The sequence below is a fragment of the Streptomyces coffeae genome (genome assembly GCF_016741875.1).
GTDB lineage: Bacteria > Actinomycetota > Actinomycetes > Streptomycetales > Streptomycetaceae > Streptomyces > Streptomyces coffeae.
The window spans coordinates 37,176-58,980 of sequence record NZ_JAERRF010000040.1; the positions used below are offsets into that span (position 1 = coordinate 37,176).

Consider the following 21,805-nt stretch of genomic DNA (forward strand, 5'->3'; position numbering starts at 1 on the left):
GGAGCAAGCCGATCCGCCCGATCAGAGCCAGCCGCGGCGCTTGAACATCCGGTACAGCAGCGTGATCGCACCGACCATCAGCAGCACCACCGCCGGATAGCCCCACGGCTCCTTCAGCTCCGGCATGTGGTCGAAGTTCATGCCGTAGATTCCGGCGATCAGCGTCGGTACCGCGGCCATCGCCGCCCACGCCGAGATCTTCCGCATGTCGTCGTTCTGCCGTACGCCCATCTGCGCGAGATGGGCGGCGAGGATGTCCGACAGCAGCCGGTCCAGCCCCTCCACGTGCTCGTTCACCCGGGTCAGATGGTCGCTGACATCGCGGAAGAACGGCCGCGAGCCCTCGTGGACGAACGGCACCCCGGCGCCCGCCAGCCGCTCCATGGGCTCGGCCAACGGGCCCGTGGCCCGGCGGAATTCGAGCACCTCGCGCTTGAAGGCGTAGATCCTGCCCGCCGTGTTCTGCCCGGTGGCGCTCTCCGGCGCGAAGACATCGGTCTCCAGCCCGTCCAGGTCCTCGTGGAGCTCGTCGGCGACATCGAGGTAGTGGTCCACGACCGCGTCGGAGACCGCGTACATGACCGCCGTCGGCCCGTGGCGCAGCACATCGGGTGCCCGCTCCAGCCGTTCCCGCACCGTGCTGAGCGGATTGGCCTCCCCGTGCCGGACGGTCACCACGAAGGAGTCACCCACGAACACCATGAGCTCACCCGCGGTGACGGTGCCCGCCGTCTCGTTGTACTGGACCGGCTTGAGCACCAGGAACAGGGAGTCGTCGTACACCTCCAGCTTCGGCCTCTGGTGGGCGTGCAGGGCGTCCTCGACGGCCAGCGGATGCAGTCCGAACTCGCTGGTCACGAGCTCGAACTCCTTCTCGGTCGGCTCATGGAGCCCGATCCAGAGGAAGGAGTCACCTGCCGCTCGCGCCTGGTCGAGGGCGTCGGAGAAGTCGGCGGGCCCCTCGGTGCGGCGCCCGTCCTGGTAGATGGCACAGTCCACGATCACGCGGGGCATTCTGCCGCCCTTGGCTCCGATGCGCACGGGGGGCCGGGGAGGGATGCGGGCACACCCCCTGAGGTGCCGGTCCGTGGCCGTAGGGTGGCAGGCATGCCCACGTTGATCCTCGTACGGCACGGCCGGTCCACCGCCAATACCGCGGGCGTCCTCGCGGGCTGGACGCCCGGTGTCGCCCTCGACGAGCGCGGCGCCGCACAGGCGGCGGCGCTGCCCGGACGGCTGGCGCGGCTGCCGCTCGCCGCCGCCGTCACCAGCCCGCTCCAGCGCTGCCAGGAGACGCTGGCCCCGCTGCTCACCGCCCGCCCCGGGCTGCCCCTGCACACCGAGGAACGGATCGGCGAGTGCCACTACGGCGACTGGTCGGGGCGCAAACTGGCCGAGCTCGCCGATGAACCGCTGATGAACGTCGTCCAGCAGCACCCCTCGGCCGCCGCCTTCCCGGGCGGTGAGTCGATGCGCGCCATGCAGGCGCGGGCGGTCGACGCGGTGCGCGACTGGAACGCCCGGATCGAGGCGGAGCACGGGGCCGACGCGGTCTACCTGATGTGCTCGCACGGCGACATCATCAAGTCGCTGGTCGCGGACGCCCTCGGGCTGCATCTCGACCTCTTCCAGCGGATCTCGGTCGAGCCCTGCTCGGTCACCGCGATCCGCTACACCCCGACCCGGCCGTTCCTCGTGCGGCTCGGGGACACCGGTGACTTCGCGGGTCTGGTCCCGCGCGAGCACCCGCCCGGCGACCAGGGCGGGGACGCGGCGGTGGGCGGCGACGCGGGAGCCCCGTGATCGCCGTGGGCGGGCGCGACGTGATCTCCGTGCGCAGTAGGGTGGTGCCGCGGCGCGCACCCGCCGTGACCGCCGTGACCGGGCAGTCGTGACAGTCAGCAACCAGCAGTCAACCAGCCGAGCAGTCGAACCAAATGGAGCAGGACGTTGTCCCGTCAGGTGTTCCTCTATGACCCGCCGGACCGTTTCGTCGCCGGTACGGTCGGGCTGCCTGGTCGCCGCACCTTTTTCCTCCAGGCGTCCGCGAGTGGCCGCACCACCAGCGTGGCCCTGGAGAAGACCCAGGTCGCCGCACTGGCCGAGCGGATAGACGAACTGCTCGACGAGGTGGTCCGGCGCACCGGCGGAAACGCCCCGGTCCCCGCCGTCGCACCCGCCGAACTCGCCGACACCGAGCCGCTGGAGGCCCCCGTGGAGGAGGAGTTCCGGGTCGGCACCATGGCGCTCGCCTGGGACGGCGAGGAACAGCGGATGATCGTCGAAGCACAGGCCCTCGTCGAGTTGGAGGCCGAGTCCGAGGAGGACCTGGCCGAGGCCGAGGAGCGACTGCTCCAGGACGATGTGAACGGGCCGCCCATGCTGCGGGTGCGGCTCACCGGCACCCAGGCACGCGCCTTCGCCAAGCGCGCTCTGGACGTCGTCAACGCCGGCCGGCCGCCCTGCCCGCTGTGCAGCCTGCCGCTCGACCCGGAGGGACACGTATGTCCGCGCCAGAACGGATACCGCCGCGGAGCGTGACGCCCCCGGAGCCGTCCGAGCTGCTGGCCCTGGGTGAGCTGACGGTGCGCGGCCGGGTCCGGGAGGCGTCCAACGCGGTGCTCTACTGCACGGTCGAGTACCAGGGCCACAGCGCGCCCTGCGTCTACAAGCCGGTGGCCGGGGAGCGTCCGCTGTGGGACTTCCCGGACGGCACGCTGGCCCAGCGTGAAGTGGCCGCGTACGAGATCTCCGAGGCGACCGGCTGGGGGCTGGTCCCGCCCACCGTGCTGCGCGACGGTCCGTACGGGCAGGGGATGTGCCAGCTGTGGGTCGAGGTGGCCGACACCGATGGATCGGACACCGATGGATCGGACGGGGCGGGGGCCGACGGGAGCGACGGCTCCCAGGAGGACGGGGGCGGTACGGAACTGCTCGCGCTGATAGAGGATGATGAGCCCGGCCCCGGCTGGAAGGCGGTCGGCTTCGCCGAGGTGGGCGAGGGCCGTACCGCGCTGCTGGTCCACGCCGACGACGTACGGCTGCGCCGACTCGCCGTCCTGGACGCGGTGATCAACAACGGTGACCGCAAGGGCGGCCATCTGCTGCCCGCCGCCGGAGGGCGGCTCTACGCGATCGACCACGGGGTGACCTTCAACGCGGACGACAAGCTGCGCACCCTGCTGTGGGGATGGGCGGGGGAGCCGCTTCCGGACGATGTGCTCGAGGTACTGGGCCGGTTGGCGGAGCAGCTGGCCGACGGCGGGCCGCTGTGCGCCCGGCTGGCGGAGCTGATCACCGCGGCCGAGATCGAGGCGCTGCGGGCTCGGGTGGCCGTGCTGCTGAGCACCAAGGCGCACCCCGAGCCCAGCGGGCAGTGGCCCGCGATCCCCTGGCCCCCGGTCTGAGGCGGACGGGCCGGACGGCCGCTGTCCGTACCCCGCGGCGGCCGTCGTACATGGACACAGCATCTTCGGGGTAGGAGCGCAAGAGTGCCTATCCGGCCAACAGGTCTGGTCCGGTTCGTATCCGGAACTGGCATCCGGTTACGCTCATTGCATGTATGCCTGGCCCGCTTCTGAGGTTCCCGCCCTGCCTGGCAGTGGCCGCGACCTGAGGATTCACGACACCGCGACCGGGGGGCCGATCACCCTCACCCCCGGCCCCGTCGCCCGCATCTACGTCTGCGGCATCACGCCGTACGACGCAACCCATATGGGACATGCGGCGACCTACAACGCGTTCGACCTCGTTCAGCGCGTGTGGCTCGACACCAAGCGGCAGGTGCACTACGTCCAGAACGTCACCGATGTCGACGATCCACTGCTGGAACGGGCGGTGGCGAACGGCGACGACTGGACCGCGCTCGCGGAGCGCGAGACCACCCTCTTCCGCGAGGACATGACGGCCCTGCGGATGCTGCCCCCGCGGCACTACATCGGCGCCGTGGAGGCCATACCGGGGATCGTGCCGCTGGTGGAGCGGCTGCGCGACCTGGGCGCCGCCTATGAGCTCGAGGGCGACGTCTACTTCTCCGTGGAGTCCGACCCCTCCTTCGGATCGGTCAGCGGCCTCGACGCCGAGGCGATGCGACTGCTGTCCGCCGAGCGCGGCGGCGACCCCGAGCGCCCCGGCAAGAAGAACCCCCTCGACCCGATGCTGTGGATGGCCGCCCGTGAGGGCGAGCCGAGTTGGGACGGCGCTTCGCTCGGCCCCGGCCGCCCCGGCTGGCACATCGAGTGTGTGGCCATCGCCCTCGACCACCTCGGCATGGGCTTCGACGTGCAGGGCGGCGGCTCCGATCTCGCCTTCCCGCACCATGAGATGGGCGCCTCGCACGCCCAGGTCCTCACCGGTGAGCGGCCGTTCGCGCACACGTATGTGCACGCCGGGATGGTCGCCCTGAATGGCGAGAAGATGTCCAAGTCCAAGGGCAATCTGGTCTTTGTCTCGGCGCTGCGCCGCGACGGTGTGGACCCCGCGGCCATCCGGCTCGCGCTGCTGGCCCACCACTACCGGGCCGACTGGGAGTGGACGGACGAGGTCATGCGGGAGGCGCGGGAGCGGCTGGGCCGCTGGCGCGCCGCCGTCTCGCGGCCGGACGGGCCGTCGGCCGACGCGCTGGTGGAGGAGATCCGCGAGGCGCTGGCGGACGACCTCGACGCCCCGTCCGCCCTGGCCGCGGTGGACCGCTGGGCCGCCGCGCAGGCATCCTCCGGGGGTACGGACGAGGGGGCGCCCGGTCTGGTGTCGCGCGCGGTCGACGCACTGCTGGGTGTTGCGCTCTGACCGTCCCTGACGGTCCTCCGACCGCGCGGTGACCGGTCCCTGACCATACGGACGGGCCCGCGCCGGGAACTCCCCGGTGCGGGCCCGTCCGTCGTGCGGTGTGCGGGCTAGCCGCCGGCGCCGGGCCGGTCGTCGCCGTCCCCGCTGTCCCGGTCCCCGGTGTTCCCGTCCTGGCCGCTCTGGCCGCCCTGGCCGTCGGGTCCGTCGGTGCCTTCCGCGGCGCTCTCGTCGCCGTCGGAGCCCTCGCTCTCCTCCCGGGCCACCTCGTCCTTCGGGGACGGCTTACGCGGGCGCGTACGGCCGCTGGAGGAGTCCCGCAGATACCCACCGGTGCCCGGACCGTCCGCGACACCGCCGCTCTCGGTGGCGTGGCCGCCCGGTCCGGGCTGGCCGTCCCGCCGCCGCAGATAGCGCTCGAACTCGCGGGCGATGGCCTCGCCCGACGCCTCCGGCAGCTCCGCGGTGTCGCGCGCCTCCTCCAGGGACTGCACATACTCGGCCACCTCGCTGTCCTCGGCGGCCAGTTGGTCCACGCCCAGCTGCCAGGCCCGTGCGTCCTCCGTCAGCTCGCCGAGCGGGATCCGCACGCCGATCAGGTCCTCGAGACGGTTGAGCAGTGCCAGGGTCGCCTTCGGGTTCGGTGGCTGCGAGACGTAGTGCGGTACGGCCGCCCACAGGCTCACCGCCGGAACACCGGCGTGGGTGCAGGCCTCCTGGAGGATCCCGACGATGCCGGTGGGGCCCTCGTAGCGGGTCTCCTCCAGGTCGAGGCTGCGGGCCAGATCCGGATCGGAGGTGACACCGCTGACCGGCACCGGCCGGGTGTGCGGGGTGTCGCCGAGCAGCGCGCCGAGGACCACGACCATCTCCACGCCCAACTCATGGGCGTAGCCGAGGATCTCGTTGCAGAACGACCGCCAGCGCATGCTGGGCTCGATACCGCGCACCAGCACCAGATCGCGGGTCTTCTCACCGGTGTCCGCGCGCACCACGGAGAGCCGGGTCGTCGGCCAAGTGATCTTGCGGACCCCGGAGTCCAGGGCCACGGTGGGACGGTTCACCTGGAAGTCGTAGTAGTCCTCGGCGTCGAGCGCGGCGAAGACCTCGCCCTTCCACTCCCGGTCCAGATGCCCCACCGCGGTGGAGGCCGCGTCTCCGGCGTCGTTCCAGCCCTCGAAGGCACAGATCATGACCGGGTCGATCAGCTCGGGAACCCCCTCAAGCTCGATCACCCAGCGCCTCCTTCCGACCGGGGCGGACGGGTCGGTACCGCCCCCGGTTCCAGTTCCATTGCGTGCGACCCAAGCCTACGGCTTAGGGGGCCTCCCGCCGCAGCCCCCGTACACCACGTCACGTAGATTCATCCGACCTGTCCCGCGAAAATTGCGCCGCACCTCTGGACGTCACGCGAACAACAGCGCTATACATCGGATCACCGCGAAAGGTCCGATGTTCTATCGCGTCATGTTCAGGGAGCCCCGTTGATACTGCGTCCCGTCGTCACCGAGCTCGAGGTCCACGACATCCGGTTTCCCACCTCGGAGCGGCTCGACGGCTCGGATGCCATGAACCCGGACCCCGACTACTCCGCGGCCTATGTGGTGCTGCGTACGAACGCCCCGGTCGCGGGCGGTCCGGACACCCCGGACGGCCCGGACAGCGCCGTGGCCGAGGGGCACGGGTTCGTCTTCACCATCGGCCGCGGCAACGACGTCACCGCGGCCGCCATCCGCTCGCTGCGCCCCCATGTGGTAGGCCGACCCGCCCCGTACACCGCCACCCAACTCGCCGCGCTGCACCGCGATCTGACGCATGATTCGCAGCTGCGCTGGCTCGGGCCGGAGAAGGGCGTGATGCACATGGCGGCCGGAGCGGTGGTCAACGCCGCATGGGACCTGGCCGCCACCTACGCCGCCAAACCGCTGTGGCAGTTCCTCGCCGACATGTCCCCCGAGGAACTGGTGGAGCTGGTGGACTTCCGCTATCTCACCGACGCCCTCACCCGCGACGAGGCCCTGGCCATCCTGCGCGCCGCCGAACCGGGCCGCGCCGAGCGCGCCGCGCGTCTGCGCGAGCGCGGCTATCCCGCGTACACCACCTCGCCCGGCTGGCTCGGCTACACCGACGAGAAAATGATCAAGCTGGCGCAGGAGGCGGTCGCCGACGGCTTCGGCCAGATCAAGCTGAAGATCGGCGCCGATCTCGACGAGGATCTGAGACGGATGCGGCTGGCCCGTGAGGCCGTCGGCCCCGGCGTCCGGATCGCTGTCGACGCCAATCAGCGCTGGGACGTGCCGGAGGCGCTGCGCTGGATGCGCGCCCTGGCCCCGTACCAGCCGCACTGGATCGAGGAGCCGACCAGCCCCGACGACGTCCTCGGCCACGCCGCCATCCGCGCGGGACAGCCCGTCAAGGTGGCCACCGGTGAACACGTCGCCAACCGCGTGGTGTTCAAGCAGCTGCTCCAGGCCGGTGCGGTGGACTTCGTCCAGATCGATGCCGCACGGGTCGCCGGGGTCAACGAGAACCTCGCGATCCTGCTGCTCGCCGCGAAACACGGACTGCCGGTGTGTCCGCACGCCGGCGGTGTGGGCCTGTGCGAACTCGTCCAGCACCTGTCCATGTTCGACTTCGTGGCCGTCTCGGGCAGCTGGGACGACCGGGTCATCGAGTACGTCGACCACCTCCACGAGCACTTCACCGACCCGGCGGTGGTCGAGGCGGGCCGCTACCGGGCGCCGGCCGCGCCGGGCTTCTCCGCGCGGATGCGTCCCGCGTCCATCGCCGCCTACCGCTATCCCGACGGACCCGAGTGGCGCGGCCGTGTCCCCAGCACCCCCCACACCACATCGGCCACGGAACACCCGGCAACTACGGAACGCACGGCGCCCACGACCGCCCGTACGACAGGAGGGAACCCGTGAACCAGCCGCACTCCACCCGCGACTTCGAGGGGCTGGCCGCCCTGGTGACCGGTGGCGCCTCCGGTATCGGCGCCGCCGTGGCCATGGCGCTGCGCGACCGCGGCGCCCGTGTCGCGGTGCTCGACCGCGACCCCACCGGCGCCCCGGCGGGCACCCTCCCCGTCGCCGCCGACGTCACCTCGGACGAGGCGGTACGGGCCGCGGTGGCCGAGACCGTCGCCGCGTTCGGCGCCCTGCACACCGTCGTCGGCAACGCGGGCATCGGCGCCGTCGGCACCGTCGAGGACACCGCGGACGAGGAGTGGCAACGGCTGCTGGACGTCAATGTGCTGGGCCTGGTGCGCACCGCGCGGGCCGCGCTGCCCCATCTGCGCGCCGCCACCGCCGACCGCCCCGGCTGTGTCTCCATCACCCACACCTGCTCGATTGCCGCCACCGCGGGGCTGCCGCAGCGCGCCGCCTACAGCGCCAGCAAGGGCGCCGTACTGGCGCTCACCCGCGCCATGGCCGCCGACCACATCCGCGAGGGCATCCGCGTCAACTGCGTCAACCCCGGCACCGTGGACACCCCGTGGGTGGGGCGGCTGCTGGACCGGGCGGCCGACCCGGCGGCCGAGCGCGCCGCCCTGGAGGCCCGTCAGCCGACCGGACGGCTGGTGTCCGCGCAGGAGGTCGCCGCCGCCGTCGCGTATCTGGCCGGACCTTCGGCCGCGGCCGTCACCGGCACCGCGCTGGCGGTGGACGGAGGGATGCAGGGGCTGCGGCTGCGCCCCGAACCTCCCGGAGAACCGGACCGCTGAGAAGCCCCCCGACCACCCCCACACCCGCACCGTATGAACCAGGATCGACCAAGGACGGGACCCGATGACGAGATTGCGCACCTCCGGCACCGCCGCCTGCGCCGTGCTGCTGGCCGCCGCCGCGCTCACCGGCTGCAACCGTGAGAGCGACGGCGCCGGTGGCGGCAAGGTCGGCATCGACATGCCGCGCACGGACACCGACTTCTGGAACTCCTACCAGCAGTACCTGGAGAAGGGCATCGACAAGGGCACCGTCTCCGCCCTGCCGCTGTCCAACTCGCAGAACGACATCTCCAAGCTGGTCGCCAACGTCCAGGCGTTCAGCGACCAGGGCGCCAAGGCCATCGTCATGGCTCCCCAGGACACCGGCGCCGTCTCGTCCACCCTCGAGCGGCTGGAGGAGAAAAAGATCCCGGTCATCAGCGTGGACACCCGTCCCGACGCCGGAAAGGTCTACATGGTGGTCCGGGCCGACAACCGGGCCTACGGCACCAAAGCGTGCGAATACCTGGGCAAGAAGCTCGGTGGCAAGGGCCGGGTCGCCGAGCTCCAGGGCGACCTCAGCTCCATCAACGGCCGGGACCGGTCGCGTGCGTTCGCCTCCTGCATGAAGAAGAAGTACCCCGGCATCACCGTGCACGAGCTGCCCACCGACTGGAAGGGCGACGTCGCCTCGGCCAAGCTCCAGAGCCTGCTGGCCCAGCACCGGGACATCGACGGCATCTATATGCAGGCGGGCGGCGCCTTCCTCCAGCCCACCCTGGCGCTGCTGGAACAGAAGGAGCTGCTGAAGCCCGCGGGTTCGGCCGGGCACATCACGATCATCTCCAACGACGGCATCCCCGAGGAGCTGGACGCCATCCGCTCGGGGAAGATCGACGCCACCCTCTCCCAGCCCGCCGACCTCTACGCCACATACGCCCTGAAGTACACCAGGGCGGCACTGGACGGCAAGACCTTCAAGCCCGGCCGCACCGACCACGGCTCGGAGATCGTCAAGATCGAGAACGGTCTCGAGGACCAGCTTCCGGCGCCGCTCGTCACCAAGGAGAACGTCGACGACCCGGCGCTGTGGGCCAACCAGCTCGAGAAGAAGAAGTAGCCATGGCCGCTGTGGAACAGCCCACCGCGGTGCGCGCCCGGCGCATCGTCAAGCGGTTCGGACCCACCGTCGCCCTGGACCGAGCCCAGCTTGCCGTGGCGCCCGGCGAGGCCCACGCGCTCGTCGGGCGCAACGGGGCGGGCAAGTCCACGCTGGTCTCCGTCCTGACCGGCATGGCACGCCCGGACGAGGGCGAGGTGACGTTCTCCGGCGAGCCCGCACCCCGCTACGGCGACACCGCCGCCTGGCGCGCCAAGGTCGCCTGCGTCTACCAGAAGTCGATGGTGGTCCCCGAGCTGACCGTGGCCGAGAACCTCTATCTGGGCCGCTTCCCGGGCAGCGGGCGCATCCGCTGGCCGGAGCTGCGCGAGGCCGCCCGCGCGACACTCGCCGAGTACGGCGTCGAGGTGGACCCCCGGACGCGAGCGAAGGACCTCGGCGTGGAGCAGCGGCAGTTCGTCGAGATCGCCCGTGCCCTGTCCTTCGGGGCACGGCTGATCATCCTCGACGAGCCCACCGCGCAGCTCGACGCGGGCGGTATCGACCGGCTCTTCGCCCGGCTGGCCGAACTGCGCGCCCAGGGCGTCGCGTTCCTGTTCATCTCGCACCATCTGCAAGAGGTCTACGAACTCTGCGACACCGTCACCGTCTTCCGTGACGCCCGCCATGTGCTGACCGCCCCCGTCGCCGAACTGCCCAAGGAGGACCTGGTCGCGGCGATGACCGGGGACACCGCCGGGGCGCCCGGGGTCGACTCCCGCGCGGCCGTGCGCGCCCCGGTCACCCGCCGGAGGGCCGAGCCGGGTGGGGAGCCGGTGCTGCGCACCGAAGGGCTGTGCGCGGAGGGCGCGTTCGCACCGCTGGACCTGGTGGTGCGGCCGGGTGAGGTGGTGGGCCTGGCCGGGGCGACGGCCAGCGGCAACACCGCGGTGGGGGAGACCCTGGTGGGGCTGCGCCGCCCGGACGGCGGACGGCTGGCGGTCCGCGGCCGCCCGGTGCGCACCGGCAGTGTGCCGCACGCCCTCGACGCCGGGATCGGCTACGTCCCCGAGGACCGGCACCGCCAGGGGCTCGTACCGGGGCGCAGTGTCGCGGAGAACGCCACCCTGACCGTCACCGACCAGCTCGGGCCGTACGGCACGGTACTGCCCTCCCGTACCCGCGCCTTCGCCCAGCGCATGATCACCTCGCTGGACATCAAAACCGCGGGGCCTTCGCAGTCCGTTTCGGGTTTGTCCGGCGGAAATCAGCAGAAGGTTGTCATCGCGCGAGCGCTGGCGCGCGAGCCCAGTGTGCTGGTCGCCATCCGCCCGACCGCCGGAGTGGATGTGAAGTCCAAGGACGCGCTGCTCGGGGTGGTGCGGGAGGTCGCCGCGGCCGGGAGCGGGGCGGTCATCGTCTCCGACGAGCTGGACGACCTCAGGGTCTGCGACCGCGTCCTGGCGTTCTTCCACGGGCGGGTGGTCGCCGAGTTCGACAGCGGCTGGACCGACCGCGGACTGGTCGCGGCGATGGAAGGCATCGCGGAACGGGACACGGAACGAGCCACGGAACGGGACATGGCCGGGGCACCCGGCGGCGCGCGCGACGCCACGCACACGGGCCACCAGGGCGGGCACGACGGCACAGGAGGAAGGACGTCATGACCGATACCGCACGGCAGCGGGCCATCGAGCCGGTGGTGGAAGGACCGGCTGACCGGGCCCGCCCGCGGCTGGACATCGCGCGCTGGCGCGATCTGTCCCTGGTCCCCGTGATCTTCGTCCTGGGGGTGATCGGCTTCATCGTCTCGCCCGCCTTCCTCACCGAGGACAATCTGATAGGTGTCGTTCAGCAGTCGACCGAACTGGGACTGCTGGTGCTCGGCGAGGCGCTCATCCTGATCAGCGGACGGATGGACCTCTCCCTGGAGTCCACCATCGCGGTCGCCCCCGTGGTCGCCCTGTGGCTCGTCCTGCCCGCGCACGGCGCCCGGTTCGAAGGGCTCGGGCTGCTGCCGGTGTGGACGGCCATCCCGCTGTGCCTGGCCGTCGGCGCGGCCATCGGGGCCGCCAACGGCTTCCTGATGCTCAAACTGCGCGTCAACGGCTTCATCGCGACGCTCGGCATGCTCACCATGCTGCGCGGGCTCCAAGTCGGCATCTCCGAGGGCCAGTCGATCGTCAACGTCCCCGAGTCCTTCCGCTACCTGGGCAAGGCGGACTGGCTGGGCGCCCCCGCCGCCGTATGGCTCTGCCTCGGCCTCTACGCGATCGGCGGCCTCGCCCTGGCCTATCTGCGCCACGGGCGCGCGCTGTACGCCATCGGCGGCAACCCCGAGGCGGCCCGCGCGGCGGGCATCCGAGTGGACCGCATCACCTGGATCGTGCTGAGCGCGGGCGGGCTGCTCGCCGCGTTCGCCGGGGTCCTCTACACCGGCCACTACGGCTCGGTCGCCGCCACCCAGGGCAACGGCTGGATCTTCCAGGTGTTCGCCGCGGCCGTCATCGGCGGCATCAGCCTCAAGGGCGGCCGGGGCACCCTCTTCGGCGCGCTCACCGGTGTGCTGACCCTCCAGCTGGTGGTCAATGTGATGACTCTCGGCGGTGTTCCACCGCTGTGGAACCAGTTCATCAACGGCTCCATCATCATCGTCGCGCTGATCATCTCCCGCTACGCCAGTGGTGAGAAGCAGGATTGAGGGGAACGGAGAGGGAGGAGGCGGCCATGGCGGGGATACCGCGCGGACCAGGCCCTGTCCGGTGGGTCTTTGAGGAGCAGCCCGCGGCGTCTGGTGCCGTGGATCGCAAGGCGGAGGATCGCCCTCGTACTGGGCGTACTCGGGCGACTCCGACAACGCAGCGAGGTGCGGTGCCAGGCGTCGCGGGCCCGATGAGATCCGCCGGACAGGGCCTGAGGGAACTGGGGCGCTCCGGCGTCCGGGTACCGCCCCTGGGGCTCGGCTGTGCACCCCTGGGCAACCTCTACACCCCGGTGCCCGAGGAGCGCGCCCGGGCCACCGTACGGGCCGCCCTGGACGCGGGCCTGAGCTATCTGGACACCGCGCCGCACTACGGCGTCGGCCTCTCCGAAGAGCGCCTGGGGCGGGTGCTGGCCGGGCGCGACCGCGCCGCGTACACCCTCTCCACCAAGGTGGGGCGGCGGCTGCGGCCCCGCGCGCCCGGGGAGCCCGCCCAGCCGGAGGGGTTCGCCGACACCCCCGACCGCGTCCGCGCCTGGGACTTCACCCGGGACGGGATCCTCGCCACCCTGGAATCCTCCCTGGAACGGCTCGGGGTCGACGCCCTCGACCTCGTCTACCTCCACGATCCGGAAAACCACATCCGTGAGATCTATGAGACGGGCTTCCCGGCCCTGGCCGAACTGCGCGACCAGAAGGTGGTCCGGGCCATCGGCTTCGGGATGAACCACAGCGATGTGCTCGCCCGCTTCGTCGCCGACCTCGATGTGGACGTCGTGCTGTGCGCCGGACGCTGGACCCTACTGGAGCGCACCGCCTACGACGATCTGCTCCCGGTGTGCGAGCGGCGCGGCACCTCGGTGGTGGTCGGCGGCGTCTACAACTCCGGCCTGCTCGCCGCGCCCGGCCCCGGAGCCCGCTACGACTACCGGCCGGCGCCGGCGGAGACCGTCGAGCGCGCCCGGCGCCTGGCCGAGGTGTGCGCCGGATTCGGGGTGCCGCTGCGGGCCGCCGCCCTGCGCTTCCCGTTCGGCCATCCCGCCGTGGCCGCCGCGGTCGTCGGCTGCGCCTCACCGGCCGAAGTCCGGGACAACGCCGCCCTGTTCGGCCACGACATCCCCGACGAGCTGTGGCAGGCTCTGGTGCGCCGTGGGCTGCTCGACGAAGACCTCCCGCTGCCGGTCCGACCGTGAAGGAGCGACCCGTGCCGCAGCGCATCGACGCACACCACCATCTGTGGGACCTGACCCGCCGGGAGCAGCCGTGGATGGACGGCGCCTGGGCCGACCCCATCCGCCGCACCTTCACCGAGCACGACCTCGCGCCGCATCTGGACGCCCACGGGATCGGCGCCACCGTCCTCGTCCAGTCCAGCTCCTCCCTCCAGGAGACGCGTGAACTCCTCGCCCTGGCCGAGGGATCGGACCGGATCGCGGGCGTCGTAGGCTGGGCCGATCTCACCGACCCGCGGCTGCGCGAGGTGCTCGCCGCGCTGGCCGCCGGGCCCGGCGGCGACCGGCTGGTGGGCCTGCGCCACCAAGTGCAGGACGAGCCGGACCCATGCTGGCTGTCCCGTGGGGACGTCCGCCGCGGGCTTGCCGCCGTGGCCGACGCGGGCCTGGTCTACGACCTGCTGGTGACCCCGCGCGAACTCCCCGCGGCGATTGACGCCGTACGTGAGCTGCCCGGACTCCGTTTCGTCCTGGACCATGCCGCCAAACCACCCATCGCCGCCGGTGAGCGCGACCCCTGGGGCTGGCAGCTGGCCGCGCTCGCCACCCTGCCCAACGTGGTGTGCAAACTCTCCGGCCTGGTCACCGAGGCGTCCTGGGGCACCTGGCGGTCCGAGCAGATCCTGCCGTACGCCCGGCATGCGCTGGACGCGTTCGGGCCCGGCCGGGTGCTGTTCGGCTCCGACTGGCCGGTGTGCACCCTGGCCGCCTCGTACGACGAGGTGGTGGCCCTGGCGGAGCGGGCCGCGCTGCGGCTGACGGAGGACGAGCGCCACGCGGTCTTCGGCGGCACCGCGGCCGGGGTCTACGGGCTGAACGGCTGAACGGCTGAACGGCTGATCCGCGGGGCCTCCTCACAGCGTGGAGCGCAGCCACTGCTCGACGCTGGCGACGTGCACCGTCGCCCAGGAGCGCGCCGCCTCCGCGTCCCGGTCGCGCAGCGCGCCCAGGATCGCCCGGTGCTCGTGCAGGGTGCGGCTCACCGCGTCCTCCTGGGTCAGTCCGCGCCACACCCGGGCCCGGGTGGTGGGGCCGGAGAGCCCGTCGAGCAGCGAGCAGAGCACCGAGTTGCCCGACGCCTGGACGATGCCCCGGTGGAACTCCAGATCGCAGGCCACCAGCTCCTCCACCGATGGCTCCTGCCCCAGCGCGTCCAGCTGGGCGCTGAGCGCGTCCAGCTCGGTGTCGCTGATCCGGGTGCAGGCCAGCGCGGTGGCCGCGGGCTCCAGGATGCGGCGTACCGCGAGGAACTCCAGCACCGTGTCGTCCCGGTGGAAGTCGACGACGAAGCTCAGCGCCTCCAGTAGCAACTGAGGGTCCAGGCTGGTGACATAGGTGCCGTCGCCCTGCCGTACGTCGAGGATCCGGATCAGTGACAGCGCCCGTACCGCCTCGCGCAGCGAGTTGCGGGACAGCCCGAGGTCGGCGGCGAGTTCGCTCTCCTTGGGGAGGCGGTCGCCCGGGCGCAGCGCACCCGAGACGATCATGCCCTTGATTTTCTCGATCGCCTCGTCGGTGACCGCCATGGTGGACCTCCCGGAGCAAACATCCGATCTATGGGTCCATTATGGCGTGACCGGCCCGGTGGCGTCTGCCGAGGGCGCCACCGGGCCGCCGCCGGAGCCCGGCGAGGCTCACCGGGGCCGGGCGGAGCTGAGCGGGCTCAGAAGGTGAACGGACCCGGCGACTGGGCCGAGGTGGCCTTGCAGTCCACCGTGATGAGGCCGAAGACGACCAGCTTCAGGGACTTGGCCTCCAGTTTGTCGCCCGCCGCGACCGTACCCTTCAGCGGGCCGGTGGTGACATCGGAGTTGGCCGGAATGGCCGGGTTGGAGTTGCCGGTGAAGGTGGTGGTCCCCGAGCCGTTCTTCGACAGCGTCAGGGTGGACTTCACCGACCCGGCGGGCACGTCGATGGGCGTCTTGACCGCCGACGAGGACAGGGTGATGGTCGCGGAGGTGCCGCTCTGCGTGGCGACGAGCGTCGCCGATCCGGAGCCGAAGTTCCCGCAGTCGGCCGTGATGGTGGCGGTCGTGGGGGTGACCGCGGTGGCCGTCGGCGCCAGGGCGAGCGCCCCGGTGGCCAGTGCCGCTGCTCCCAGTGCCGAACTGATCCCGAGCGTGATACGTCTCATGAGGGTGCCTTCCGGTGTGGGGGAGGTGCGTGAAGCGGAACGTGCTGACTGCCCGTCAGAAGAGGGGCGCTGTCATTGATGCGCGCGCCACCGAAGAAGGCAAGAGCGATCCCCTTGCTTTTTCGCCCCACCGGACCGGAGGGTATACGAGGCTCCCAACTGCACCATTGGGGAGCCGAGTTGAGACGCTCGGGAAAAGCCGGACGGCCGGGCGGAAGGAGTGTTCCTCCTGCCCGGCCGTCCGGACCGGAAGCGGCCCGCGGGGGTCAGGCGCGCTTGGCCAGCAGGTCCTCGACCCGGCCCCGGATGTCGTCCGAGTCCAGACCGCGGATGGTGAGGGTGGTGCGGCGGCGCAGCACATCGTCCGCCGTCTCGGCCCACTCGTGGTCGCGGGCGTAGACGACCTGCGCCCAGATCTCCGGGGCGTCCGGGTGGATCCGCTCGGCGAGCGCCGGGTCGGCGCTGGCCAGCCGCGCGATGTCGAAGGACAGCGAGCCGTAGTGGGTGGCCAGGTGGCGCGCGGTGTCGGCGGACATCCGCGGGCCGGGGGTGCCACCGTCCACCAGCAGCCGGTGCTCCACGGCGTGCGGGTTGGCGATTCCCGGCAGCGGCATGTGCTTGGGGAGCTGCTTGACCGGCTCCATGTCGTCCGCGAGGGGACGGCCGGGCAGCTCGGCCAGCTTGTTCATCACGGTGCGGCCGATGTGCCGGAAGGTCGTCCACTTGCCACCGGCTATGGACAGCATCCCGCCCTTGCCCTCGGTGACCACGGTCTCGCGCTTGGCCTTCGAGGTGTCGCCGGGGCCACCGGGCAGCACCCGCAGACCCGCGAAGGAGTAGGTGATCAGATCACGGGAGAGCTGCTGGTCGCGGATGGAGAAGGCGGCCTCGTCCAGGATCTGGGTGATGTCCTTGTCGTTGACCGCGAGATCGGCCGGGTCGCCCTCGAATTCCTCGTCGGTGGTCCCCAGCAGCAGCATGTCCTCCCAGGGGAGGGCGAAGGTGATGCGGTACTTGTCGATCGGGGTCGCCAGCGCCGCCTTCCACGGCGCGGTGCGCTTGAGCACCAGGTGCGCGCCCTTGGACAGCCGGATCGACGGGGCCGCGCCCGGGTCCTCCATCCGGCGCAGGTGGTCCACCCAGGGGCCGGTGGCGTTGAGCACCAGCCGGGCGTTGACACCGAACTCGGTGCCGTCGGTACGGTCCTTGAGGTCCGCGCCGGTGACCCGGCCGTCGGTCATCCGCAGCCCGGTGACCTCGGCGTGGTTGAGCACGGTGGCACCGGCCTCGGCCGCCGCCCGGACCGTCATCAGGGCCATCCGGCTGTCGTTCATCTGCCCGTCGCCGTAGACCGCGACCGCCTTGAGGCCGTCGGTGCGCAGCTCCGGGACGTCACGTGCGGCCTTCTCGGCGCTGAGCACGTGGCCGACGCCGTCGCGGAAGCCGGACAGCGCGGAGTAGGCGAAAACACCCGCGCCCAGCTTGGCCGCGCCGTGCGGACCGCCCTTGTAGACCGGCAGGTAGAAGGTGAGCGGGTTGGCCAGGTGCGGAGCGACGGTCCGGGAGACCGCGCGCCGCTCGAAGTGGTTCTCGGCGACCAGCTTGACCGCGCCGGTCTGGAGGTAGCGCAGGCCGCCGTGGAGCAGCTTGGAGGAAGCGGAGGAGGTGGCGCCGGCGAAGTCGCCGGCGTCCACCATCGCCACCCGCAGCCCGGACTGCGCGGCGTGCCAGGCAGTGGTGATGCCCAGGATGCCGCCGCCGATCACCAGGAGGTCGTAGGAAGCCTTGGACAGCTGTTCCCGGGTTTCGGCGCGGCCCGGGTTCGAACCGGCAGCCGGGTGCGTTCCGAGAGACGGAACGCTCTGCAGGGTGGTCATGTATTACTCCTCGTCCTCGATCCAGCCCATGGTCCGCTGCACGGCCTTGAGCCAGTTCTTGTACTCGCGGTCGCGTACGTCCGCGTCCATGCGGGGGGTCCATTCCGCGGCCCGGCGCCAGTTGGCGCGCAGGGCGTCGGTGTCGGGCCAGAAGCCGACGGCAAGGCCGGCGGCGTAGGCCGCGCCGAGGCAGGTGGTCTCGGCGACCATCGGGCGCACCACGGGTGCGTCCAGGGCGTCCGAAAGGGTCTGCATCAGCAGGTTGTTGGAGGTCATACCGCCGTCGACCTTGAGAGCGGAGAGCTCGACACCGGAGTCCTTGGTCATCGCATCGACGATCTCGCGGGTCTGCCAGGCAGTGGCCTCGAGCACCGCGCGGGCGATATGCGCCTTGGTGACATAGCGGGTCAGACCCGCGATGACACCGCGCGCGTCATCCCGCCAGTACGGGGCGAACAGACCGGAGAAGGCCGGTACGAAATAGGCGCCGCCGTTGTCGTCCACCGAGCTGGCCAGCGTCTCGATCTCGGCCGCGCTGTTGATGAGGCCCATCTGGTCCCGCATCCACTGCACCAGCGAACCGGTGACGGCGATGGAGCCCTCCAGGGCGAAGACCGGCTTCTGGTCGCCGATCCGGTAACCCACGGTGGTCAGCAGCCCGTTGTAGGAGTTGACCGGCTGGTCGCCGGTGTTCATCAGCAGGAAGGTGCCGGTGCCGTAGGTGGACTTGGCCTCGCCCTCGGCGAAGCAGGTCTGGCCGAACAGGGCGGCCTGCTGGTCACCCAGCGCGGAGGCCACCGGCACACCCGCGAGGACACCGTCGGCCGTGCGGCCGTAGACCTCGGCGGAGGAGCGGATCTTCGGCAGCACCGCGGCCGGGATCTCCATCGAGGCGAGGATCTTCTCGTCCCAGTCGAGGGTGTGCAGATTCATCAGCATGGTGCGGGAGGCGTTGGTGACATCGGTGACGTGCACCCCCCCGTTGACCCCGCCGGTGAGGTTCCAGATGACCCAGGAATCCATCGTGCCGAAGAGGATGTCGCCGGACTCGGCGCGCTCGCGCAGCCCCTCGACATTGTCGAGCAGCCAGCGGATCTTCGGGCCCGCGAAGTAGGACGCCAGCGGAAGGCCGGTCTCCCGGCGGAAGCGGTCCTGTCCGACGTTGCGGCCGAGCTCACGGCACAGGGCGTCGGTGCGGGTGTCCTGCCAGACGAGCGCGTTGTGCACCGGCTCACCGGTGTTCTTGTCCCACAGCAGGGTGGTCTCGCGCTGGTTGGTGATGCCGATCGCCTTGACGTCGGCGGCGGTGATCTCGGCCTTGGTGATGGCGCCGGTGACGACCTCCTGGACGTTCTCCCAGATCTCGGTCGCGTTGTGCTCGACCCAGCCCGGCTTGGGGAAGATCTGCTCGTGCTCCTTCTGGTCGACGGAGACGATGCGTCCGTCGCGGTCGAAGACGATGCAGCGGCTGGAGGTCGTGCCCTGGTCGATGGCCGCGATGAACGGGCCGTGGCCGTGGGAAGAGGCGCTGGTGGTGTGGGTGTCAGTCATGTTCTCTGGCTCTCCTGCGGGTTTGAGGGGTGGGGACTAGGCGAAGGCGATCTCATAGATACCGCCCGCGAGGGCACCGCCGAGGAGCGGGCCGACAACGGGGATCCATGCGTAGCCCCAGTCCGAGCCGCCCTTGTTGGGCAGCGGCAGGAGGGCGTGGGCGATGCGCGGGCCCAGGTCACGGGCCGGGTTGATGGCGTAGCCGGTGGGGCCGCCGAGCGAGAGACCGATGCCGACCACGACCAGCGCGGTGACGAGGACACCGACGGGGCCCAGGCCGTTGCCCGCGTTGTTCAGACCCTGCGTGAGGATGGCGAGCACCAGGACGGCGGTGCCGATGATCTCCGTGAGGAGGTTCTGCACCGTGTTCCGGATCTCCGGGCCGGTGGAGAAGACTCCCAGGACCGGGCCCGCGCTGCTCGCGGCCTGCTTGGCATCGGCCGCGGCCGTGTCCTGCGCCCCCGGACCGCCGACGATCTCGCGGTCGGTGAGGTGCGCGTGGAACTGTCCGAGGTAGGCGATCCAGACCATGACCGCGCCGAGGACGGCACCGGTCATCTGGCCGAGCAGGTAGAACGGCACGTCCTTCCACTCGGTGCCGCCGGTGAGGGCGAGGCCGAGGGTCACGGCCGGGTTGAGGTGTGCCTTGGAGAGCGGGGCCGATATGTACGCGGCGGTGAGAACGGCGAAGCCCCACCCGAAGGTGATGGCGAGCCATCCCGCGCCCTGCGCCTTGGAACGCTTCAAGACAACGCCGGCGACGACACCGCCGCCGAGCAGGATGAGAACGGCGGTACCGATGGTCTCGCCGATGAAGATGTCGGAGCTGGACATACCCGCGACTCCTTTGTCCTTCGTCCAGGGGAAGGCGAACCCCGGGTCCCTCCGGTGGTCCGCGCCCTCAGGTGAGGGCGTTGGTCGGCCCGCGGCGAGTCCACCATAGCGAATATTGTCGTTAGGTGTTCGACAATGCCGACCGATGCACGGCAGTTTTCTTCACGGGGGAGACCCCGTCAAGGGTCGTGTGGCGGAAAAATCGCGGGTATGTGAAACCGTTGTGAACGGGTGCGGACCTGGGCGGACGTGATCAGAAGCGGCTGGCGCCGAGATCCCGGGAGACGGCGCGGGCGCAGTCCCGGACGGCCGCCACAAGCTCCGAACGCAGTTCCCCGTCGTCGCACACCCGTTCCACCGCGCCGGTGATCCCCACCGCCCCCACCGGCAGCCGCCGGCGGTCGTGGATGGGGGCCGCGACCGACGCGACACCCTCCCAGGTCTCCTCCACGTCGGAGCCCCAGCCCCGGGCCCGGGTGAGTGCGAGTACGCCCTCGAACTCCTCGGTCGCGGTCACCGTGCGCGGGGTGAACTCCTTGCGCTCGCCCTCGGCCACCTCGCTGTGCGCCACCGGGTCGTAGGCGGAGAGCACCTTGCCCAGGGCGGTGGAGTGCAGCGGGTGCATGGCGCCGACCTCCAGTACCTGGCGGCTGTCGTCCGGGCGGAAGACGTGGTGGACGATGAGGACGCCCTGCTGGTGCACCACGCCCAGGTACACGCTCTCCCCGCTGGAGCGCGCGAGGTCGTCGGTCCACACCAGGGCACGGGCGCGCAGCTCATGGACGTCCAGATAGCTGTTGCCCAGGCGCAGCAGCTCCGCGCCGAGCTGATAGCGGCCCGACGCCTCGTCCTGCTCGACGAAGCCCTCCTGCTGGAGGGTGCGCAGGATGCCGTGTGCGGTGCCCTTGGCCAGCCCCAGGGTGGAGGCGATGTCGGACAGCCCCAGACGTCGCTCACCACCGGCGAGCAGGCGCAGCATCGCCGCAGCTCGCTCCAACGACTGGATGTTCCGAGCCATCGCCAACCTCCCGACCGTGTTCGACAATGCTGAACACTATCGGTCCATGCCGACGTTGCGGTACAGGAGGTCGGACGAAAACGATCAGCCTCAGCCACAGCCTTCACAGCGGTCCCCACCGCACCCTGCACCATGGCCGGGCGCGGGCCGGGCGCGGGGGTGCCGTCCCGGCAGATGGAACGGACGGCGGCGTTCCGCGCCCGGCGGCTACCCTGGCCTGGTGCGTCCCCTCGGTGGGGGCGCAAAGCCGACAGCCGTCGCACCCCAGGGAGCACATCCATGGCCTTGCACATGCCATCGACCACATCCGCCGCCCGAGCCGACGCGCTCCGCGAGGCCCTGGCCACCCGCGTGGTGGTCGCCGACGGTGCGATGGGGACGATGCTCCAGGCGCAGGAGCCCAGCCTCGACGACTTCGAGCAGCTCGAGGGCTGCAACGAGATCCTCAACCTCACCCGCCCCGACATCGTCCGCTCGGTCCACGCCGCCTACTACGAGGTCGGCGTCGACTGCGTCGAGACCAACACCTTCGGCGCCAACCACGCCGCCCTCGGCGAGTACGACATCGCCGACCGTGTCTACGAGCTGTCCGAGGCCGGTGCCCGGATCGCCCGCGAGGTGGCCGACGAGTTCGCCGCCGACGGACGCGACCGCTGGGTGCTGGGCTCGATGGGCCCCGGCACCAAGCTCCCCACCCTGGGCCACGCCCCCTACACCGTGCTGCGCGACGCCTACCAGGCCAACGCCGAAGGCATGATCACCGGCGGGGCCGACGCCCTGCTGGTGGAGACCACCCAGGACCTGCTCCAGACCAAGGCCGCCGTCCTCGGCGCCCGCCGCGCGCTGGACGCCACCGGGGCGAACC

The 21,805-nt window shown here is 71.3% G+C and carries 20 protein-coding genes; 12 read left to right on the top strand and 8 right to left on the bottom strand.

Features of this window, described 5'->3' with window-relative positions:
- Positions 1–21 precede the first annotated feature (21 nt).
- Positions 22–1,014, bottom strand: a complete 993-nt coding sequence (gene corA, locus JK363_RS37370) for a magnesium/cobalt transporter CorA (protein ID WP_201882433.1) — start codon at positions 1,012–1,014, stop codon at positions 22–24.
- A 93-nt stretch (positions 1,015–1,107) separates the two neighbouring features.
- Here corA and JK363_RS37375 point away from each other — a divergent pair, with 93 nt between their 5' ends.
- From JK363_RS37375 to mshC, 4 genes are all read left to right on the top strand, one after another.
- Positions 1,108–1,803: a histidine phosphatase family protein gene (locus JK363_RS37375; RefSeq protein WP_201882435.1), complete on the top strand. Its 696-nt coding sequence runs from the start codon at positions 1,108–1,110 to the stop codon at positions 1,801–1,803.
- 147 nt (positions 1,804–1,950) lie between these two features.
- Positions 1,951–2,541: a DUF3090 domain-containing protein gene (locus JK363_RS37380; protein WP_201882436.1), complete on the top strand. Its 591-nt coding sequence runs from the start codon at positions 1,951–1,953 to the stop codon at positions 2,539–2,541.
- The gene (locus tag JK363_RS37385; RefSeq protein WP_201882439.1) at positions 2,505–3,407 is read left to right on the top strand and encodes an SCO1664 family protein; all 903 of its coding nucleotides are present in this window, start codon (positions 2,505–2,507) and stop codon (positions 3,405–3,407) included. The genes JK363_RS37380 and JK363_RS37385 overlap by 37 nt, the downstream gene beginning before the upstream one ends.
- A gap of 151 nt (positions 3,408–3,558) precedes the next feature.
- Complete coding sequence (gene mshC / locus JK363_RS37390; RefSeq protein ID WP_201882441.1) at positions 3,559–4,788, top strand: cysteine--1-D-myo-inosityl 2-amino-2-deoxy-alpha-D-glucopyranoside ligase; 1,230 nt, start codon at positions 3,559–3,561, stop codon at positions 4,786–4,788.
- A gap of 107 nt (positions 4,789–4,895) precedes the next feature.
- Here the strand turns inward: mshC and JK363_RS37395 are convergent, their stop codons facing one another.
- Positions 4,896–6,020: a PAC2 family protein gene (locus JK363_RS37395; RefSeq protein ID WP_201882443.1), complete on the bottom strand. Its 1,125-nt coding sequence runs from the start codon at positions 6,018–6,020 to the stop codon at positions 4,896–4,898.
- 255 nt (positions 6,021–6,275) lie between these two features.
- Here JK363_RS37395 and JK363_RS37400 point away from each other — a divergent pair, with 255 nt between their 5' ends.
- From JK363_RS37400 to JK363_RS37430, 7 genes are all read left to right on the top strand, one after another.
- Positions 6,276–7,712, top strand: coding sequence for an enolase C-terminal domain-like protein (locus JK363_RS37400; protein WP_236076454.1), 1,437 nt, complete (start codon positions 6,276–6,278; stop codon positions 7,710–7,712).
- Positions 7,709–8,512: an SDR family NAD(P)-dependent oxidoreductase gene (locus JK363_RS37405; protein ID WP_201882445.1), complete on the top strand. Its 804-nt coding sequence runs from the start codon at positions 7,709–7,711 to the stop codon at positions 8,510–8,512. Before JK363_RS37400 ends, JK363_RS37405 begins: the two co-directional genes overlap by 4 nt.
- 64 nt (positions 8,513–8,576) lie before the next feature.
- Positions 8,577–9,614 carry a sugar ABC transporter substrate-binding protein gene (locus tag JK363_RS37410; RefSeq protein WP_201882447.1) on the top strand — a complete coding sequence of 346 codons (1,038 nt, stop codon included), beginning with the start codon at positions 8,577–8,579 and terminating at the stop codon, positions 9,612–9,614.
- Positions 9,615–9,616: 2 nt separating this feature from the next.
- Positions 9,617–11,260, top strand: a complete 1,644-nt coding sequence (locus JK363_RS37415; RefSeq protein ID WP_201882449.1) for a sugar ABC transporter ATP-binding protein — start codon at positions 9,617–9,619, stop codon at positions 11,258–11,260.
- The gene (locus tag JK363_RS37420) at positions 11,257–12,294 is read left to right on the top strand and encodes an ABC transporter permease (protein ID WP_201882450.1); all 1,038 of its coding nucleotides are present in this window, start codon (positions 11,257–11,259) and stop codon (positions 12,292–12,294) included. Before JK363_RS37415 ends, JK363_RS37420 begins: the two co-directional genes overlap by 4 nt.
- 191 nt (positions 12,295–12,485) lie before the next feature.
- On the top strand, positions 12,486–13,487 hold the full coding sequence (locus JK363_RS37425) for an aldo/keto reductase (protein ID WP_201882452.1): 1,002 nt from the start codon (positions 12,486–12,488) through the stop codon (positions 13,485–13,487).
- Between the two features lie 11 nt (positions 13,488–13,498).
- Positions 13,499–14,350 carry an amidohydrolase family protein gene (locus JK363_RS37430; RefSeq protein ID WP_201882454.1) on the top strand — a complete coding sequence of 284 codons (852 nt, stop codon included), beginning with the start codon at positions 13,499–13,501 and terminating at the stop codon, positions 14,348–14,350.
- 30 nt (positions 14,351–14,380) lie between these two features.
- On the opposite strand, the gene JK363_RS37435 is transcribed toward JK363_RS37430, so the two are convergent.
- The 6 genes from JK363_RS37435 to JK363_RS37460 all read right to left on the bottom strand — a co-directional run bounded on the left by JK363_RS37435 (position 14,381) and on the right by JK363_RS37460 (position 20,940).
- A complete protein-coding gene (locus tag JK363_RS37435; protein WP_201882455.1) occupies positions 14,381–15,052 on the bottom strand; it encodes a FadR/GntR family transcriptional regulator in 672 nt (223 codons plus the stop codon).
- Positions 15,053–15,189: 137 nt separating this feature from the next.
- Positions 15,190–15,660 carry a hypothetical protein gene (locus JK363_RS37440; protein ID WP_201882457.1) on the bottom strand — a complete coding sequence of 157 codons (471 nt, stop codon included), beginning with the start codon at positions 15,658–15,660 and terminating at the stop codon, positions 15,190–15,192.
- Between the two features lie 266 nt (positions 15,661–15,926).
- Positions 15,927–17,537 (bottom strand): glycerol-3-phosphate dehydrogenase/oxidase, encoded by a 1,611-nt coding sequence (locus tag JK363_RS37445; RefSeq protein WP_201882459.1) that lies wholly within the window; start codon positions 17,535–17,537, stop codon positions 15,927–15,929.
- A 3-nt stretch (positions 17,538–17,540) separates the two neighbouring features.
- Positions 17,541–19,088, bottom strand: coding sequence for a glycerol kinase GlpK (gene glpK, locus JK363_RS37450; protein ID WP_201882460.1), 1,548 nt, complete (start codon positions 19,086–19,088; stop codon positions 17,541–17,543).
- Positions 19,089–19,124: 36 nt separating this feature from the next.
- Positions 19,125–19,922, bottom strand: a complete 798-nt coding sequence (locus JK363_RS37455; protein WP_201882462.1) for an MIP/aquaporin family protein — start codon at positions 19,920–19,922, stop codon at positions 19,125–19,127.
- A 253-nt stretch (positions 19,923–20,175) separates the two neighbouring features.
- Positions 20,176–20,940 carry an IclR family transcriptional regulator gene (locus tag JK363_RS37460; protein WP_201882464.1) on the bottom strand — a complete coding sequence of 255 codons (765 nt, stop codon included), beginning with the start codon at positions 20,938–20,940 and terminating at the stop codon, positions 20,176–20,178.
- A 279-nt stretch (positions 20,941–21,219) separates the two neighbouring features.
- Between JK363_RS37460 and JK363_RS37465 the strand changes: the two genes are divergently transcribed.
- Positions 21,220–21,805: homocysteine S-methyltransferase family protein (locus JK363_RS37465; protein ID WP_201882466.1), on the top strand; the 586-nt coding region annotated here is incomplete at its 3' end.

Bases quoted from the DNA above. Each gene is read 5' to 3' on its own strand.
- JK363_RS37385 (WP_201882439.1), top strand. From the start codon at position 2,505: ATGTCCGCGCCAGAACGGATACCGCCGCGGAGCGTGACGCCCCCGGAG.
- JK363_RS37435 (WP_201882455.1), bottom strand. From the start codon at position 15,052: ATGGCGGTCACCGACGAGGCGATCGAGAAAATCAAGGGCATGATCGTC.
- corA (WP_201882433.1), bottom strand. From the start codon at position 1,014: ATGCCCCGCGTGATCGTGGACTGTGCCATCTACCAGGACGGGCGCCGC.
- JK363_RS37420 (WP_201882450.1), top strand. From the start codon at position 11,257: ATGACCGATACCGCACGGCAGCGGGCCATCGAGCCGGTGGTGGAAGGA.
- JK363_RS37455 (WP_201882462.1), bottom strand. From the start codon at position 19,922: ATGTCCAGCTCCGACATCTTCATCGGCGAGACCATCGGTACCGCCGTT.
- JK363_RS37460 (WP_201882464.1), bottom strand. From the start codon at position 20,940: ATGGCTCGGAACATCCAGTCGTTGGAGCGAGCTGCGGCGATGCTGCGC.
- JK363_RS37440 (WP_201882457.1), bottom strand. From the start codon at position 15,660: ATGAGACGTATCACGCTCGGGATCAGTTCGGCACTGGGAGCAGCGGCA.
- JK363_RS37415 (WP_201882449.1), top strand. From the start codon at position 9,617: ATGGCCGCTGTGGAACAGCCCACCGCGGTGCGCGCCCGGCGCATCGTC.
- JK363_RS37425 (WP_201882452.1), top strand. From the start codon at position 12,486: ATGAGATCCGCCGGACAGGGCCTGAGGGAACTGGGGCGCTCCGGCGTC.
- glpK (WP_201882460.1), bottom strand. From the start codon at position 19,088: ATGACTGACACCCACACCACCAGCGCCTCTTCCCACGGCCACGGCCCG.
- JK363_RS37375 (WP_201882435.1), top strand. From the start codon at position 1,108: ATGCCCACGTTGATCCTCGTACGGCACGGCCGGTCCACCGCCAATACC.
- mshC (WP_201882441.1), top strand. From the start codon at position 3,559: ATGTATGCCTGGCCCGCTTCTGAGGTTCCCGCCCTGCCTGGCAGTGGC.
- JK363_RS37445 (WP_201882459.1), bottom strand. From the start codon at position 17,537: ATGACCACCCTGCAGAGCGTTCCGTCTCTCGGAACGCACCCGGCTGCC.
- JK363_RS37410 (WP_201882447.1), top strand. From the start codon at position 8,577: ATGACGAGATTGCGCACCTCCGGCACCGCCGCCTGCGCCGTGCTGCTG.